The organism is Ancylobacter sonchi, from assembly GCF_018390695.1.
In the GTDB taxonomy this organism is placed as follows: Bacteria; Pseudomonadota; Alphaproteobacteria; order Rhizobiales; family Xanthobacteraceae; genus Ancylobacter; species Ancylobacter sonchi.
On the sequence record NZ_JAHBGF010000020.1, the window covers coordinates 418,764 to 434,576 of the forward strand.

The 15,813-nt window shown below is 69.5% G+C and carries 14 protein-coding genes; 10 read left to right on the forward strand and 4 right to left on the reverse strand.

Annotated features, from left to right (window positions below; translation table 11 throughout):
- Positions 1-53: 53 nt before the first annotated feature.
- On the reverse strand, positions 54-1,253 hold the full coding sequence (locus tag KHC28_RS12615) for an MFS transporter (protein WP_246564799.1): 1,200 nt from the start codon (positions 1,251-1,253) through the stop codon (positions 54-56).
- Between the two features lie 238 nt (positions 1,254-1,491).
- Here KHC28_RS12615 and KHC28_RS12620 point away from each other — a divergent pair, with 238 nt between their 5' ends.
- On the forward strand, positions 1,492-1,944 hold the full coding sequence (locus KHC28_RS12620) for a winged helix-turn-helix transcriptional regulator (protein ID WP_214008699.1): 453 nt from the start codon (positions 1,492-1,494) through the stop codon (positions 1,942-1,944).
- A gap of 24 nt (positions 1,945-1,968) precedes the next feature.
- Here KHC28_RS12620 and KHC28_RS12625 read toward each other — a convergent pair whose 3' ends face one another.
- Positions 1,969-3,423 carry an AMP nucleosidase gene (locus tag KHC28_RS12625; protein ID WP_376772682.1) on the reverse strand — a complete coding sequence of 485 codons (1,455 nt, stop codon included), beginning with the start codon at positions 3,421-3,423 and terminating at the stop codon, positions 1,969-1,971.
- Positions 3,424-3,689: 266 nt separating this feature from the next.
- Between KHC28_RS12625 and serA the strand changes: the two genes are divergently transcribed.
- Entirely contained in the window at positions 3,690-4,958 is a 1,269-nt protein-coding gene (gene serA / locus KHC28_RS12630; protein ID WP_214008701.1) for a phosphoglycerate dehydrogenase, read from the forward strand.
- A 75-nt stretch (positions 4,959-5,033) separates the two neighbouring features.
- On the opposite strand, the gene KHC28_RS12635 is transcribed toward serA, so the two are convergent.
- The gene (locus KHC28_RS12635; RefSeq protein WP_214009029.1) at positions 5,034-7,382 is read right to left on the reverse strand and encodes a Tex family protein; all 2,349 of its coding nucleotides are present in this window, start codon (positions 7,380-7,382) and stop codon (positions 5,034-5,036) included.
- Positions 7,383-7,542: 160 nt separating this feature from the next.
- On the opposite strand from KHC28_RS12635, the gene gntR reads away from it, so the two are divergent.
- The 8 genes from gntR to KHC28_RS12675 all read left to right on the forward strand — a co-directional run bounded on the left by gntR (position 7,543) and on the right by KHC28_RS12675 (position 14,742).
- The gene (gntR, locus tag KHC28_RS12640; protein WP_246564724.1) at positions 7,543-8,610 is read left to right on the forward strand and encodes an HTH-type transcriptional regulator GntR; all 1,068 of its coding nucleotides are present in this window, start codon (positions 7,543-7,545) and stop codon (positions 8,608-8,610) included.
- A 127-nt stretch (positions 8,611-8,737) separates the two neighbouring features.
- Positions 8,738-9,283, forward strand: coding sequence for a gluconokinase (locus KHC28_RS12645; RefSeq protein ID WP_246564726.1), 546 nt, complete (start codon positions 8,738-8,740; stop codon positions 9,281-9,283).
- Entirely contained in the window at positions 9,280-9,858 is a 579-nt protein-coding gene (locus KHC28_RS12650; protein ID WP_214008703.1) for a TRAP transporter small permease, read from the forward strand. Before KHC28_RS12645 ends, KHC28_RS12650 begins: the two co-directional genes overlap by 4 nt.
- Positions 9,855-11,132: a TRAP transporter large permease subunit gene (locus KHC28_RS12655; RefSeq protein WP_214008704.1), complete on the forward strand. Its 1,278-nt coding sequence runs from the start codon at positions 9,855-9,857 to the stop codon at positions 11,130-11,132. Before KHC28_RS12650 ends, KHC28_RS12655 begins: the two co-directional genes overlap by 4 nt.
- Positions 11,133-11,178: 46 nt before the next feature.
- Positions 11,179-12,195: a TRAP transporter substrate-binding protein gene (locus KHC28_RS12660; protein ID WP_214008705.1), complete on the forward strand. Its 1,017-nt coding sequence runs from the start codon at positions 11,179-11,181 to the stop codon at positions 12,193-12,195.
- 269 nt (positions 12,196-12,464) lie between these two features.
- Complete coding sequence (locus KHC28_RS12665; protein WP_214008706.1) at positions 12,465-12,716, forward strand: DUF3302 domain-containing protein; 252 nt, start codon at positions 12,465-12,467, stop codon at positions 12,714-12,716.
- Complete coding sequence (locus KHC28_RS12670) at positions 12,713-13,654, forward strand: HlyD family secretion protein (RefSeq protein WP_214008707.1); 942 nt, start codon at positions 12,713-12,715, stop codon at positions 13,652-13,654. The genes KHC28_RS12665 and KHC28_RS12670 overlap by 4 nt, the downstream gene beginning before the upstream one ends.
- Before the next feature lie 113 nt (positions 13,655-13,767).
- Complete coding sequence (locus tag KHC28_RS12675; protein ID WP_214008708.1) at positions 13,768-14,742, forward strand: SphA family protein; 975 nt, start codon at positions 13,768-13,770, stop codon at positions 14,740-14,742.
- Between the two features lie 69 nt (positions 14,743-14,811).
- Here the strand turns inward: KHC28_RS12675 and KHC28_RS12680 are convergent, their stop codons facing one another.
- A complete protein-coding gene (locus KHC28_RS12680) occupies positions 14,812-15,777 on the reverse strand; it encodes a catechol 2,3-dioxygenase (protein WP_214008709.1) in 966 nt (321 codons plus the stop codon).
- Between the last annotated feature and the right edge of the window lie 36 nt (positions 15,778-15,813).

Below are 15,813 nucleotides of genomic sequence, written 5' to 3' on the forward strand. Positions count from 1 at the left end.
GCGCCTGTCGCGATGAGATCGATCCCGGATCGGCGCCGCCGGTCCGGGATTTTTCATGCGGCTCCGGCCGGGGACGGCATGGCGCGCAGCGTCAGCGCCCAGAAGGCGAGCGCGGCGAGCGCGATGCCGGCGCCCATCAGCGAGACGCCGGGCCAGCCGGACGAGGCGTAGACCAGCGTCGACAGCGACGAGCCGAGCGCGCTGCCGATCGAATAGAACACCATATAGGCGGCGGTCAGCCGGCTCTGCGCCTCCGGCCGGACGCGGTAGATCATCCCCTGATTGGCGACATGCGTCGCTTGCAGGCCGAAATCGATCATCACCACGCCGAGCACCAGCCACAGGATCGAGCGGTCGAGCAGCGAGATCGGCAGCCAGGCGAGAAGCATCAGCCCGAGCGCGATGCCGGTGACGCGCTGGCCATGCCCGCGATCGGTCCAGCGCCCGGCGCGCGCCGCCCCGAGCGCCCCGGCGGCGCCGGCGAGGCCGAACAGCCCGACCTCGGTATGCGACAGCGAGAAGGGCGGGGCACTGAGCGGCAGCACCAGCGGCGCCAGCAGCGTGGTGATGTCGGCGAAGATCAGCAGAGCGAGGATGCCGCGAATGCGCAGCGCCGGTTCCTCGACGACCAGCGTGACCAGCGAGCCGATCAGCCGTGGATAAGAGAGGGTCGCGCGCGGTGTCGCCCGCGACGGCAGCGCCCGCCACAGCAGCGCCGCCACCGCGAGGCCGAGCAGCGCCGCAACGAGGTAGACCGTCCGCCAGCCGGCGAGATCGGTGAGCGCGCCGGCGACGCTGCGCGCCATGAGGATGCCGAGCACGATGCCGCTCGTCACCACGCCGACGACATGGCCGCGCTCGGCGGGGCGGGCCAGCCCGGCGGCATGGGCGACCAGCGCCTGCGTCACCACCGCCATCAGCCCGACCGCCGCCATCGACGCCAGCAGCATCGCCGCCGAGCGGGAGAACGCCACGGCGAACAGGGCGAGCGCCGAGAGCAGGAACTGGCCGACGATCAGCCGGCGCCGGTCGAGGAGGTCGCCGAGCGGCACCAGCAGGATCAGGCCGAGCCCGTAGCCGAGCTGGGTCGCCGCCACGATCAGCCCGGCGGTGGCGCGGGAAAGGCCGAGATCATCAGCCATCACGTCGAGCAGCGGATGGGCGAAATAGGCGCTGGCCACCGCAAGCCCGCTGGCGAAGGCGAACAGCGCCAGCACCGGGCCGCCGAGCGGCGCTACGGAACCGGCGCTCATCGTGGCGGGCGCCCCCTGCGGGCGACGATCCCCACCGCCGGCGAGGCCGCGCAGCTCCGCCTTCGCGGCGCCGCGCGGCGCCACGTCCCGACCGATGTCCATCGTCGCCTCCCGAAGTTTGGTTTCATGATGAAACTTATAGCTGGGATAGCCAATCTGGTTTAATGATGCAACCTTAATTCGTCGCCGCGGGGCGGTAACGTGACGTCGCCGCGGGGCGGCATGCGGAGGGACGCGATTGGTCGCGCGCAAGAGCCTGAAGGGTGACCACTGTCCCAGCGCCCGCGCGCTGGACGTGATCGGCGACTGGTGGTCGCTGATGATCGTGCGCGATGCCTTTGACGGCATGACGCGGTTCAGCGAGTTCCAGAAGAGCCTCGGCATCGCCCGCAACATCCTCGCCGAACGGCTGCGCACGCTGGTCGAGCACGGCATCCTGGCCGCGGTGCCGGCCACGCAGGGCGGCACGCGGCAAGAATACCGCCTCACCGCCATGGGCAAGGACCTGTTCCCGGTGATGGTGGCGCTGCGGCAGTTCGGCGAGCGCCATCTGTTCGCGCCGCAGGAGCCGCGCTCGCGGCTGATCGACCGCGCCGACGGCCAGCCGGTCCGGCTCGACATCACGGCGCAGGACGGACGTGCCGTCGGCCCCGACGACACGGTGATCGTCAAGGTGCCGGAGGCGGAGTAGCGGCGGGTTGTCCCGCCCCGCGCCTCAGCGGAAGGCCGGCTCGTCGAAGGAGCGCAGCTTGCGCGAATGGATGCTGGCGCCAGCCTGCCGGAGCTTGTCCAGCGCCGCGAGGCCGATCTTCAGGTGCTCGCTTACCGCGCGCTCATAGAAGGCGTTGGCGGCGCCGGGCAGCTTGATCTCGCCATGCAGCGGCTTGTCGGAGACGCAGAGCAGCGTGCCATAGGGCACCCTCAGCCGGTAGCCCTGCGCCGCGACGGTGCCGGATTCCATGTCCACCGCAATGGCGCGCGACAGGTTGATGCGCCGGCGCTCCTTGGCCCAGCGCAGTTCCCAGTTGCGGTCGTCCTGGGTGACGACGGTGCCGGTGCGCAGCCGCCGCTTGAGCTGGTCGCCCTGCTCGCCGGTGACTTCCGCCGCCGCCTGCTGCAACGCCACCTGCACCTCGGCCAGCGCCGGGATCGGGATGTCCGGCGGCACCAGCTCGTCGAGGATGCCGTCCTGGCGCAAATAGGCGTGGGCGAGCACGTAGTCGCCGATGATCTGGGTGAGTCGCAGCCCGCCGCAATGGCCAACCATCAGCCAGCAATGCGGCCGCAGCACCGCCAGATGGTCGGTGATGGTCTTGGCGTTGGAGGGGCCGACGCCGATGTTCACCAGCGTCACCCCGCCGCCGGGCCGCACCAGGTGATAGGCCGGCATCTGGAAGCGGTGCCACGGCGCCGCCATCACCCGCTCGACCGCGGCGACGTCGAAATTATCGGCGTCGATGCGGATGCCGCCGGGGGTGATCAGCGCCTTGGCGGTGCCCGCCTCGATCTCGGCGAGGCCGAGCCGGACGAACTGGTCGACATAGCGGTGGTAGTTGGTCAGCAGGATCCAGGGCTGGAAGGCGCGCCAGTCGGTGCCGGTATAGTGGACGAGGCGCCGCAGCGAATAGTCGGTGCGCACGGCGTCGAACAGCGAAAGCGGGCGCGGCTCGCCCTCGACGAGGTCGAAGGTGCCGTCGGCGATCTCGTCGCCGACCAGCGACAGCAGCGGGGTGGGGAAGTGCCGCGCCAGCTCGGAGGCGGTGACCTCGCCGCGCCCAAGCTCGTCGCCGCCCTCCAGCGCATAGGGGTAGGGAATCTCCTGCCCGCTGATCCCGGTCTCGATGCGGGCGCCGAACTCCTCCACCAGCGGGGTGAGCTGGTCGAGCAGATAGGAGCGGAACTCGGCGGGCTGGGTGATCGTGGTCTGGTGCACGCCGGGAACGGCGAATTTCGCGTAGCCGCGCTGGGTCCGCGCCCGCGACATCTTCGCCGGCTCGTACATCACGCGCAGCAGTGGATAGCGATAGCGGGCGCGCTCCTCGGCATCCGGCGCCCGGCCGGTCTCGAAGAAGCGGTGGAGGTCGTGCCTCAGCGCCTCGCGGGCGGCGCCATAAAGGGATTCCAGCCGGTCTATCGCCGCTTCGGGGGTCGCCGCCGTCTCGAAACTCATCGGATCCGTCATCTCCACTTATACGCTGCTAGCGCGATTTGCGCCGGCCGTGAAGGCGGGCGCGAGGAGGATGGCGAGGAGAGCGTGTCGAGGCCTGCCGGTGGCGCAGGGCTGCCCCGCACCGTGGGGAGCCTAGACGGCGGGCGCAAAAGCAGTAAGTTCCCGCCGCCTGCGGACGGTCCGCGCCGCGGGCGCAGGATCGCCGTGGGGCCGGGGCCCGGCGCGCCGGTCCGGTCCGACCACCTGTCGCCGAAGGATACGAGACCGTGCCCGATCAACTCTCCCAATCGCCGCAGCTTTCGCTGGCCAAGGACAAGATCCGGGTGCTGCTGCTCGAAGGCGTGAACGACAGCGCCGTGCAGATCCTGAAGTCGGCCGGCTACTCCAACGTCACCCGCCTGACCAAGGCGCTGGACGGCGCGGCGCTGACCGACGCCATCAAGGGCGTGCACCTGCTCGGCATCCGCTCGCGCACCCAGATCACCGCCGAGGTGCTCGCGGCGGCCGACCGGCTGATCGGCATCGGCTGCTTCAGCGTCGGCACCAATCAGGTCGATCTCGACGCCTCGCGCATCCACGGCATCCCGGTGTTCAACGCGCCGTTCTCCAACACCCGCAGCGTGGCGGAGCTGGTGATCGGCGAGATCGTCATGCTGCTGCGCCGCATCCCCGAGCGCTCGCGCGCCGCCCATGAGGGCAAGTGGGACAAGTCGGCCAATAACAGCCTGGAGGTGCGCGGCAAGACGCTCGGCATCGTCGGCTACGGCAATATCGGTACGCAGCTGTCCAACCTCGCCGAGGCGATGGGCATGAAGGTGATCTACTACGATCACACCGACAAGCTGCGCCACGGCAACACCGAGCCGGTCGGTTCCCTGCACGAGCTGCTCTCGCAGAGCGACATCGTCAGCCTGCACGTGCCGGAGACGCCGGCGACCAACGGCATGATCGGCCGCGATGAGATCGCCGCGATGAAGACCGGCGCCTATCTGATCAACAACAGTCGCGGCACCGTGGTCGATCTCGGCGCGCTGGCCGACGCCCTGCGCGGCGGCAAGCTGCGCGGCGCGGCGGTCGACGTGTTCCCGGTCGAGCCCGGCTCCAACAATGAGCGCTTCGTCTCGCCGCTGCAGGGGCTGGACAACGTCATCCTGACCCCGCATGTCGGCGGCTCCACCGAGGAGGCGCAGGAGCGCATCGGTTCGGAGGTGGCGCGCAAGCTGGTCGACTACAGCGACACCGGCTCCACCATGGGCGCGGTGAACTTCCCGCAGGTGCAGCTGCCGGCCCGCCCGCTCGGCACCCGCTTCATCCAGGTGCAGCGCAACCTGCCGGGCATGCTTGGCCGGCTCAACGAGGTGCTGGCGCGCCACCACGTCAACATCGCCGCGCAGTATTACGAGACCAGCGCCGATGTCGGCTATGTCGTGCTCGACGCCGACGCCTCGCAGGTCGACAGCCAGGCGGTGCTCGCCGACATCCGCGAGCTCGAGGGCACCATCCGCGCGCGGCTGCTCTACGAATACAAGGTGTGAGCGGCCCGCTCCGGGCCGTGCCGATCTGGGCCGGCGGTGCCGAGGGGCGCCGCCGGCCTTTTCATTCGTGGCGGGTCATTTGCGCTTGAAGGCATCCAGCAGCGCGGCGCCCAGCGCGCCGGTGGGCTCCGGGCGGGACGGTTTCGCGGGGGCGCCGCGATGGGGGGCACCCTTGTCGCGATTGTCCCGGTTGTCGCGTGGGCCGCGCTCCGGCTGAGCCTTGTCCGCTGGCTTGCCCGCCCCGGCAGCATCCTTGCGCATCGACAGCGAGATGCGCTTGCGCTTGAGGTCGATCTCCAGCACCCGCACCTTCACCACGTCGCCGACCTTCACCACCTCGTGCGCGTCCTTCACGAAGCGGTCGGCGAGCTGCGAGACGTGCACCAGACCGTCCTGGTGCACGCCGATGTCGACGAAGGCGCCGAAGGCCGCGACATTGGTGACGGTGCCTTCCAGCTCCATGCCGGGCTTGAGGTCCTTCATCTCGTCGACCCCCTCCGCGAAGGTCGCGGTGCGGAAGGCGGGTCGCGGGTCGCGGCCGGGCTTGTCGAGCTCGGCGATGATGTCGCGCACCGTCGGCAGACCGAAGCGCTCGTCGACGAATGTGCGGGGATCGAGCGCCGACAGCGCCACGCTGTCGCCCATCAGCGTGCGCAGGTCGCGGCCGCAGGCGGCGACGATCTTGCGGGCGACGCCATAGGCTTCCGGGTGGACGGCGGAGGCGTCCAGCGGTTCCTTTCCGTCGCGGATGCGCAGGAAGCCGGCGCATTGCTCGAAGGTGCGCGGCCCAAGCCGGGCGACATCCAATAGCTGCCGCCGGCTCCCGAAGGCGCCGTTGGCGTCGCGATGGGCGACGATCGCCTCGGCGAGCGAGGTGCCGAGGCCGGACACCCGCGCCAGCAGCGAGGCGGAGGCGGTGTTGAGGTCGACGCCGACCGCGTTCACCGCGTCCTCCACCACCGCGTCGAGCGCGCGGGCGAGGTGGTACTGGTCGACATCGTGCTGGTACTGGCCGACGCCGATCGACTTCGGCTCGATCTTCACCAGCTCGGCAAGCGGGTCCTGCAGCCGGCGGGCGATGGAGACTGCGCCGCGCAGCGAGACGTCGAGGGTCGGGAATTCGGCGGCGGCCAGCTCCGAGGCGGAATAGACCGAGGCGCCGGCCTCCGACACCACCACCTTGATCGGCTTCGGCCGGCCCTCGGCCGCCGGCAGGTCGGCCAGCAGGTCGGCGACCAGCTTCTCGGTCTCGCGGCTGCCGGTGCCGTTGCCGATGGCGATCAGCTCGACGCCGTGCTGGCGGATCAGCCGTGCGATTTCCGCCTGCGCGCCGCGTACGTCGTTCTTCGGCGGGAAGGGGTAGACGGTGCTGGTGGCGGTCAGCTTGCCGGTGGCGTCCACCACCGCCACCTTGACACCGGTGCGGATGCCGGGATCGAGCCCCATGGTGGCGCGGGTGCCCGCCGGGGCGGTGAGCAGGAGGTCCTTGAGGTTGCGGGCGAACACCTCGATGGCCTCGGTCTCGGCCCGGCTGCGCAGATCGGTCATCAGATCGAGCGAGAGATGCAGCGACAGCTTGACCCGCCAGGTCCAGCCGGCAACCTCCATCAGCCAGGCATCGCCGGGAAGCCGGTCGCCGATGCCGTAGCCTTCCGCGATCATCGCCACCACCGGCTTCACCGGGCGCGGATCATCGGCGTCGACCTCGATGTCGAGCGACAGCACCTCCTCGTTGCGCCCGCGCAGCATGGCGAGCGCGCGGTGGCTCGGCACGGATCCCCAGCGCTCGGCATGGTCGAAATAGTCGGAGAACTTGGCGCCGGCCTCCTGCTTGCCGTCGACCAGCTTGGCGCGCAGATCGGCCTTGCCTTTCAGATAGGTACGCAGGCGGCCGACGATCTCGGCATTCTGCGCGAAGGCTTCCGAGAGGATGTCGCGCGCGCCTTCCAGCGCGCCCTTCACATCCGCCACCTCGCCGGCGACATAGGCCTTGGCGAGCTCGGCCGGCACGGCGGCGCGGTCGGCCAGGATGGCGTCGGCGAGCGGACCGAGGCCGCGCTCGCGGGCGATGTCGGCGCGGTTGCGGCGCTTGGGCTTGTAGGGGAGGTAGATGTCCTCCAGCTCCGCCTTGGTGGCGGCGCCCGCGACGGCGGCCTCCAGCTCCGGCGTCAGCTTGCCCTGCTGGCGGATCGATTCGGCGATGGCGGCGCGGCGGGCCTCCAGCTCGCGCAGATAGACGAGCCGCTCGTCGAGGCGGCGCAGCTGGGTGTCGTCGAGTCCGCCGGTGACTTCCTTGCGGTAGCGCGCGATGAAGGGGACGGTCGCGCCCTCGTCGAGTAGGGCGATGGCGGCGACGGCCTGCTGCGGGCGGGCGCCGATCTCGCTGGCGATGCGGGCGGCGAGGGAGGTGATGTCGGCTGTCATGCGGGTCACGGATTCGCTTCGGAAGGGGCCGACCATAGTCAGACGCGCCGGCAAACGCCACGCCCGGCCCTCCACCGGGCGGGGAGGGCGCCGGCCGCGCTAGTGCAATGAGGGTCATGTCAGCGCTATCATGGCGAAAAGCCGGGAGAGGGAATCGCAGATGCGCAAGAGACGGAACGGCGGGCGCCCGACCATCGCCGACGTGGCCCAGCGCGCCGGCGTGAGCTCGATCACCGTGTCGCGGGCGCTGCGCGATCCCGAGCGGGTGTCGCCGCAGCTGCGCCAGCAAATCGAGGAAGCGGTTCGGGAGCTGGAATATGTGCCCGACCAGCACGCCCGTGCGCTCGCCTCGGCGCGCACCGACGTCATCGGCGTCATCATTCCCTCGTTCACCAACAACGTGTTCGCCGACGTGCTGCGCGGCATTTATGACGGGCTGGCGCAGACCCCCTATCAGGTGCAGCTCGGCAATAGCCGCTACTCGCCGATCGAGGAGGAGCGCCTGCTTGCCACCTTCCTCAGCCAGCGCCCGGCGGCGCTGATCGTCGCCGGCATCGACCAGACCGAGCGCGGGCGGGCGCTGCTCGCCGCCGCCGGCTGCCCGGTGGTGCAGGTGATGGATCTGGGCGACGACCCGGTCGACATGATGGTCGGCTTCTCGCACAGAGCGAGCGGCCATGCCGTCACCAGCCATCTTTTGGAGGCCGGCTACCGGCGGATCGGCTTTCTCGGCGCCCGCATGGACCCGCGCACCCAGCGCCGCCTCGAGGGCTATCGCGCCGCGCTGGCCGAGGCCGGCCTCTACGATCCCGCGCGCATCACCACCACGCCGGCCTCGTCCAGCGTGTCGCTGGGGCGCGACCTGTTGCGCGACCTGCTCGCCCGCATGCCCGATACCGACGCGGTGTTCTGCAACAATGACGACCTCGCGCTCGGCGCGCTGTTCGAATGCCAGCGCGCGCTGCTGGCGGTGCCGGCGAGCATGGGAATCGCCGGCTTCAACGACCTCGAAATGATGGCGGCGGCCTGCCCCTCGCTCACCAGCGTGCGCACGCCGCGCTACGAGATCGGCTCGCGCGCGGTGCAGATGGCCCGCGCCGCCATCGCCGGCCGGCGCCCGGCCGAGCGGGTGGTCGATACCGGCTTCGCGCTGCAGATCCGCGAGAGCACGAAGCGCCCGGAGACCGTGCGCCCCCAGCCGATGGGCGCGCTTTACAACAACGCATGACAGCGCTAACATAACTCATCTTCACAACAAGAGCAGATCATCTGCCGTCGTCTGGCCATCGCGCCGCGACCGATAGGGAGAACGGAACTGTGTCTGTTAGCGCTGTCTTCTCGGCGTACCCTTCCCCATGAGCTTTTCGATCTCGTCGCCCGCCCCCCTCGTGGTGGTGATGGGCGTGTGCGGCTGCGGCAAGTCGAGCGTCGGCGCCGCGCTGGCGGCGCGCAATGGCTGGGCCTTCGTCGAGGGTGACGAACTGCACCCGCCGGCCAATGTCGCGCGCATGGCGCAGGGCCAGCCGCTCACCGACGCCGACCGCCATGGCTGGCTCGCCACCATCGGCGAGCGCCTCGCCGAGGCGGCGCGCGCCGGCGACGGGCTGGTGGTCTCCTGCTCGGCGCTGAAGCGCGCCTATCGCGACCAGCTCGCCGCCGCGAGCCCGCGGGTGATGTTCCTGCATCTCGCCGGCGACCGGGCGCTCATCGAAGCGCGCATGGCCGCCCGCGCCGGGCATTTCATGCCGCTCAGCCTCATCGACAGCCAGTTCGCCACGCTGGAGCCTCCCGGCGCCGACGAGCGGGCCGTCACCCTCTCCATCGACATGCCGCCCGAAGCGCTGGTCGAGGATGCCGAACGGCGCCTCGCCGGCCTCGATCAACGGGAGCCGGCGCCATGAACGCGCTCTTCAATCGCATACAGACCCTCGTCGAGTGGGTCATCGGCGCCCTGCTGGTGCTGATGGTGGTTCTCGTCTTCACCAATGCCGCCGGCCGCTATCTGTTCGGCACCGGCGTCGCCTCCTCGGAGGAGATCGCCCGCCTCGCCTTCGTGTGGCTGATCTTCCTCGGCGCCGTGCTCGCGGTGCGCGAGCGCACCCATGTCGGCGTCGACATGCTGGTGCAGCGCCTGCCGCGCGGCCTGCAGAAGCTCTGCCTGGTGGTGTGCAACCTGCTCATCCTCTACGCGCTGTGGCTGTTCGCGCAGGGTAGCTGGCAGCAGGTGATCGTCGGCTTCAACAGCCGCATGCCGGTGACCAACATCTCGCTGGCGAGCTTCGCCGCGGCCGGGCTGGTGACCTCCGTCGCCATGGCGGCGCTGTTCGTCGTCGACCTCGTCCGCCTGTTCATGGGGCGGATGTCGGATGCCGAGCTGGTGCAGGTGCGCGAGACCGCCGACGCCGAGGAAATCCGCGAATTCGAGCGTGAATTCGCGCCCGCCAGCAACCCGCCGCATTCGGGGAAGCCGTCATGACCATCGCCCTCTTCCTCGGCTCGCTGCTGGGCCTGATGGCCATCGGCATGCCGATCGCCTTCGCGCTGATGCTGACCGGCGTCGCGCTGATGTACCAGCTCGACTTCTTCGACGCTCAGCTGCTCGCCCAGAACATGCTGGGCGGCGCCGACAACTACCCGCTGATGGCGGTGCCGTTCTTCCTGCTCGCCGGCGAGTTGATGAATGCCGGCGGCCTGTCGCGGCGGATCGTCAACATCGCCGTCACCCTGTTCGGCCACATCAAGGGCGGGCTCGGCTATGTGGCGATCGGCACCGCGGTGGTGCTGGCCAGCCTGTCCGGCTCGGCCATCGCCGACACCGCCGCCGTCGCGGCGCTGCTGATCCCGATGATGCGCTCCAACGGCTACAACCTCGAGCGCTCCTCCGGCCTGATCGCCTCGGCGGGCATCATCGCGCCGATCCTGCCGCCGAGCATGTCGTTCATCATCTACGGCGTCGCGACCAACATCTCGATCACCAAGCTGTTCATGGCCGGCATCGCGCCCGGCCTGCTGATGGGCGTGACGCTGGTGCTGATCTGGATGTGGGTCGCCCGCAAGGAGAACGTCCCGGTGCAGCCGCGCCAGTCCTGGGGCGTGCGCTTCCAGGCGATGGTCGACGGCGTCTGGGCGCTGGTCATGCCGGTGATCATCATCGGCGGCATGCGCGCCGGCTTCTTCACCCCGACCGAGGCGGCGGTGGTGGCGGCGGTCTATGCGGCGCTGGTCGGCCTGTTCGTCTATCGCGAGATCTCGCTTGCCGACCTGCCGCGCCTGCTGGTCTCCGCCGCCAAGACCACGGCGGTGGTGATGTTCCTGGTCGCCGCGGCGATGGTCACCGCCTACATGATCACGCTCGCCGAGCTGCCGGGCCAGGTCATCGCGCTGCTCGAGCCGATGCTCGACCATCCCAAATGGCTGATGGCCGCCATCGTGGTGCTGCTGACCCTGGTCGGCACCGCGATGGACCTCACCCCGACCATCCTGATCCTCGCCCCGGTGCTGGTGCCGCTGATCACCAAGGCCGGCATCGACCCGGTCTATTTCGGGGTGATGTTCGTGATGGTCGGCGCCGTCGGCCTGCTCACCCCACCGGTAGGCACCGTGCTGAACGTGGTGTGCGGCGTCGGTAAGGTCAGCATGGAAGGCATCATCCGCGGCGTCTGGCCCTATGTCGTCGCCTATACGGCGCTGATCGGCCTGTTCGTCGCCTTTCCCGAAATCATCACCGTGCCGGCGAGCTGGCTGCACTGACGCCCGTTTTTCGCCGCGCCACCAATTATCGAGAGGAGGAACACCCATGAAGAAGCTGCTGCTCACCGCCGCCGTCGCGGCGCTCGCCCTGTCGTTCGGCGCCGAGGCTTATGCGCAGAACATCCAGCCGCGGCTGATCCGCTTCGGCTACGGCCTCAACGAGGACAGCAACCAGGGCCGCGCCGCCCGCCTGTTCGCCGAGGAAGTCGCCAAGCGCTCCGGCAACAAGCTGAAGGTGCGCACCTTCGGCGCCGCCACGCTCGGCCCGGACCCGCAGATGCAGAACGCCCTGATCGGCGGCGCGCAGGAGATGATGGTCGGCTCCACCGCCACCCTCGTCGGCACGGTGAAGGAATTCGCCATCTGGGACGTGCCCTTCATGTTCGCCAACGAGAAGGAAGCCGACGCGGTGCTCGACGGCCCGGTCGGCCAGAAGCTGCTCGACAAGCTGCAGGAGAAGGGCCTTGTCGGGCTGGTCTACTGGGAGAACGGCTTCCGCAACCTCACCAATAGCCGCCACAAGATCGAGAAGGCCGAGGACCTCGCCGGCGTGAAGCTGCGGGTGATGCAGAACCCGGTGTTCATCGACACCTTCAAGGCCGCCGGCGCCAATGCCGTGCCGCTCGCCTTCGCCGAGCTGTTCACCGCGCTGGAGACCAAGGCGGTCGACGGCCAGGAGAACCCCTACACCACCATCGTGTCCTCGAAGTTCTACGAGGTGCAGAAGTACCTCACCGTCACCAACCACGTGTACAGCCCGTGGATCATGACGGCGAGCAAGGTGTGGTGGGACAAGCTGTCCGAGGACGAGCGCAAGATCCTGATCGAGGCCGCCATCGCCTCGCGCGATTTCGAGCGTACCGACACCCGCGCCGAGGCCACCAAGGCGCTCGACCAGCTCAAGGCCGACGGCATGGACGTCACCGTGATGCCGGCCGAGGAAGTCGCCAAGCTGCGCGAGAAGGCGGCGCCGGTGACCAAGACCGTCATCGACAATGTCGGCCAGCCGCTGTGGGACGAGGTGCAGGCCGAGCTGAAGAAGGCGCGCGGCACCACCAACTGATCGGCTTCCCGGATCTCCTGCCCGACGCGGCGCGGCATCGGCCGGCGCCGCGTCGGGTTCCGCATCCTGCCGGGCGGCCGCCACGTGCCGCCCGGGTTCTTCCGGCCGCCCTTCGGCCGCCATCGCCTTCCCATGGCGCCGCCTCGCTCCGTCCCGCCGCCCGCGCCTCTACCGATTAAGCTTGTAGGCCCGGGCGATTTCCCGGATGTTTCCCGGCGACCGACACGGCCGACGCGGCAGCTTGCCGTGCGAGAGCGTGCGGGGGTGCCATGGCCTTCATCGATATCTTCGCCGTCATCGTGCTTGTGGTCGCCATCGCCTCGGTGATCGGCGTCTTCGTGCTGCTCGGCATGGCGCCCGGCCATGTGGCGCGGCGGCGCGGCCATCCCTTCGCCGAGGCGGTGGCAGTGGCCGGCTGGGTGACGCTGATCTTCGGCTTCGTGCTGTGGCCGCTGGCGTTCATCTGGGCCTATGTCGACGTGCCGGCGCGGCCCGGCGACAAAAGCGGGACGACGCCATGATCGTCTTCCTGCTCAACGTCTATATCGCCGTCCTGGTGGCGCTGATCTGGCTGAAGGTGATTCCCGCCACCTTGTTCTGGAAGATCTCGCCGGTCCTGGTGCTGTTCCTGCTGCTGGTCGGGCTGTTCATTCCGATGGGGTGGGGCGCCCCGTCGGGGCCGGTGGTCGTCGGCCGCCAGTCGGTGGCGATCGTGCCGGACGTCGCCGGCGAGGTGATCGAGGTGCCGGTGGCGCCCAACACGCCGCTCAAGACCGGCGACGTGCTGTTCCGCATTGACCCGACGCCCTATGAGGCGCAGCTGCGGGCCTTGCAGGCCCAGCTGACGCTCGCCGAGACGAGGCTGCGCCAGATGACCGAGCTTGCGCAGAAGCAGGCCTCGCCGGAATTCAATGTCGAGCAGCGGCAATCGGAGGTCGACCAGCTACGCGCGCAGGTCGACGGCGCGCAGTGGAACCTCGACAAGACGACCGTGCGGGCGCCGGCGGACGGCTATGTCACCAATGTGACGCTGCGCAAGGGCGCGCGGGTGTCCAGCCTCTCGCTGTCGCCGGTGATGGCGTTCATCGACACCTCGGAATCCGTCACGGTGGCGGAGATCGCGCAGATCGACGCCCGTTACGTCGCGCCGGGGCAGAAGGTCGAGATGACCTTCAAGTTCCTGCCGGGCACGGTGTTCACCGGCACGGTCGAGACGGTGCTGCAGGCGATCGCCAGCGGCCAGCAGGCGCCGTCCGGCGCGGCGGCTGCGCCGCGCGAGATCGAGGCCGCACCGTTCGTGGTGCGGGTGAGGTTCGACGATCCCGGGCTCGCCGACCGGCTGCCGGCCGGCAGCGTCGGCACCGCGGCGATCTATACCGACCATGTCCGGGTGAGCCACGTGGTCCGCCAGGTCGTGCTGCGGCAGCAGGCGATCGTGAACTACGTCGTGCCGTTCTGATCCACGGGACGCCGCGGGGCCTGCGCCGCCGTGACGCTCCGGGTGCGCCGAGCCGACGAATCACGCATGTTGACGCAAGGGTGGGTGATCCGCCGGCCCGCGTGGGGGCCGCGATGTCGAAGGCAGGGAAGATCGCGCTGGCGGCGCTCGTCGCATCAGGCGGGCTGATCACGGCCAGTGCGTCTCCGGCCAATGCCGCGGAGAACGGCGTCGGCTTCTACCTGCTCGGCGGGCGCGGGCCGATGGCCGGCTACATCCCGCCGCCCGGCGTCTACATCCAGAACGACGTCTACTACTACAGCGGCAGCGGGGGCGGCGGCCGGAACTTCCCCTCGGGCGGCCAGCTCATCGCCAATGTCGACGCCACGCTCTGGGCCGATTTCGTCACCGGCAGCTGGGTGATGCCGCAGGAGGTGCTCGGGGGCAATCTCGCGCTCGGCGTCATCGTGCCGTTCGGCGAGCCCGATGTGAGCGCCGATGCGGTGCTGTCGCCGGCGCGGTTCGCGCCGATCGAGCGCGGCATCGCCGACAACGCCTTCATCTTCGGCGATCCGGTCGCCACGGCGGCGCTGGGCTGGCATTCCGGCAACTGGCACTGGAACGTCACCGGTCTGTTGAACATCCCGGTCGGCGACTACCGCGAGGGCGAGATCGCCAACCTGTCCTTCAACCGCTGGGCCGGCGACATTTCCGGCGCGCTGACCTGGCTGAACCCGGAGAGCGGCATCGAGCTTTCCGCCACCGCCGGCTTCACCTTCAACGGCACCAACGACGTCACCGACTACACCACCGGCACCGAGTTCCATGTCGAATGGGCGGCGACCAAGGCGCTGACCAAGCAGCTGTCGGTGGGGCTGGTCGGCTATTATTACGACCAGATCACCGGCGACAGCGGGCCGGGCGCCCGCCTCGGCGACTTCAAGGGGCAGGTGACCGCGCTCGGCGGCACCATCGCCTATAATTTCCAGCTCGGCCCGACGCCGATATCGGCGCGGGTGAAGATCTACCGCGAGTTCGACGCGGTGAACCGGCTGGAAGGCACGGCGGGGTACTTCACCGTCGCCTTCCCGCTCGGGGCCGGTAAGTAGCCGGCAAAGTGTCGTCGCGGGCGACCGCCGCCGGCGCCGTCCTCGGTGCCGCCCTCGGGGCTTGGCGCGCTAGTGCTCGCCCCCTGCCGCCGGCGGGGTGCCGTGGGTGTGGAAGCTCTCGATGGTCTTCAGCCCCCAGGCCTGCCCCTTCTTTCGCTCGGTCTCGGTCCAGGTGACGGTCTGCCAGTCGGGATCGAGGATGAGCCGTGCGCCGGCATTGGCGACTTCCACCCGGTTTCCGGCCGGCTCGTAGACATAGAGGAAGAAGGTCTGCTGCACCGCGTGCTTGTGCGGCCCGGTCTCGATGAACACGCCGTTCTCGAGGAACACGTCGGCTGCCTCCAGCACGTGCTCGCGCTGGTCCACCGCATAGGTCACGTGGTGGAAGCGCCCCTCGCTATTGGTGAAGTCGCGCGTATAGGCGATGTCGTAGCTCTTGTTGTTCACCGTGAACCAGCAGCCGGCCACCTCGCCGGAATCCAGCACGATCTGCTCGGTCACCCGGCTGCCCAGTGCCGCCGGCAGGAAGGTGCGCACTGCGGAGACGTCGCGGGCGAGCAGATTGACATGGTCGAGCCGGCGCACCGCGCAGCCGCGCCCGTGGTTGCGCTGCGCCTGGTTCTTGAGCGCCGGGCGCTCCTCGGCCGGCGGCACATATTTGCGGGTGTCGAAATAGATCTCGAACACGTGCTTGTCGGGATCGTGAAAGCGGTAGGCGCGGCCATGGCCGAGATCGCCCTCGACCCAGCCGATGCCGGCGCCGAGCTTCTCGATGGCGGCGACCCGCCGCGCCAGCGCCTGCTCGCTGGTGGCGCGGTAGGCGACATGGCCGATGCCGGTGCGGGAGGCGGCGGTCAGCTTGAGGGTGTGGAACTCGTAATCGTCCCAGGCGCGCAGAAAGACGCTGTCGCCCTCGCGCCCGCTCTCGGTGAGGCCGAGAATGTTGACGAAGAAGTCGAGGCTTTCCGCCGGCTTGTCGGTCAGAAGCTCGACATGCGCGAGATGGGCGATGTCGTGGATCGGTTCGGGCGTCATTTCCTGCCTTTTTCCTTTGGTTGGGCGGGCTCGAAG

What these genes read in the sequence shown, in the direction of transcription:
- KHC28_RS12680 (WP_214008709.1), bottom strand. Translation starts at nt 15,777, where the DNA reads ATGACGCCCGAACCGATCCACGACATCGCCCATCTCGCGCATGTCGAG.
- KHC28_RS12670 (WP_214008707.1), top strand. Translation starts at nt 12,713, where the DNA reads ATGATCGTCTTCCTGCTCAACGTCTATATCGCCGTCCTGGTGGCGCTG.
- KHC28_RS12615 (WP_246564799.1), bottom strand. Translation starts at nt 1,253, where the DNA reads ATGAGCGCCGGTTCCGTAGCGCCGCTCGGCGGCCCGGTGCTGGCGCTG.
- KHC28_RS12665 (WP_214008706.1), top strand. Translation starts at nt 12,465, where the DNA reads ATGGCCTTCATCGATATCTTCGCCGTCATCGTGCTTGTGGTCGCCATC.
- KHC28_RS12645 (WP_246564726.1), top strand. Translation starts at nt 8,738, where the DNA reads ATGAGCTTTTCGATCTCGTCGCCCGCCCCCCTCGTGGTGGTGATGGGC.
- KHC28_RS12635 (WP_214009029.1), bottom strand. Translation starts at nt 7,382, where the DNA reads ATGACAGCCGACATCACCTCCCTCGCCGCCCGCATCGCCAGCGAGATC.
- KHC28_RS12655 (WP_214008704.1), top strand. Translation starts at nt 9,855, where the DNA reads ATGACCATCGCCCTCTTCCTCGGCTCGCTGCTGGGCCTGATGGCCATC.
- KHC28_RS12650 (WP_214008703.1), top strand. Translation starts at nt 9,280, where the DNA reads ATGAACGCGCTCTTCAATCGCATACAGACCCTCGTCGAGTGGGTCATC.
- KHC28_RS12625 (WP_376772682.1), bottom strand. Translation starts at nt 3,423, where the DNA reads ATGAGTTTCGAGACGGCGGCGACCCCCGAAGCGGCGATAGACCGGCTG.
- KHC28_RS12660 (WP_214008705.1), top strand. Translation starts at nt 11,179, where the DNA reads ATGAAGAAGCTGCTGCTCACCGCCGCCGTCGCGGCGCTCGCCCTGTCG.
- gntR (WP_246564724.1), top strand. Translation starts at nt 7,543, where the DNA reads ATGCGCAAGAGACGGAACGGCGGGCGCCCGACCATCGCCGACGTGGCC.
- KHC28_RS12675 (WP_214008708.1), top strand. Translation starts at nt 13,768, where the DNA reads ATGTCGAAGGCAGGGAAGATCGCGCTGGCGGCGCTCGTCGCATCAGGC.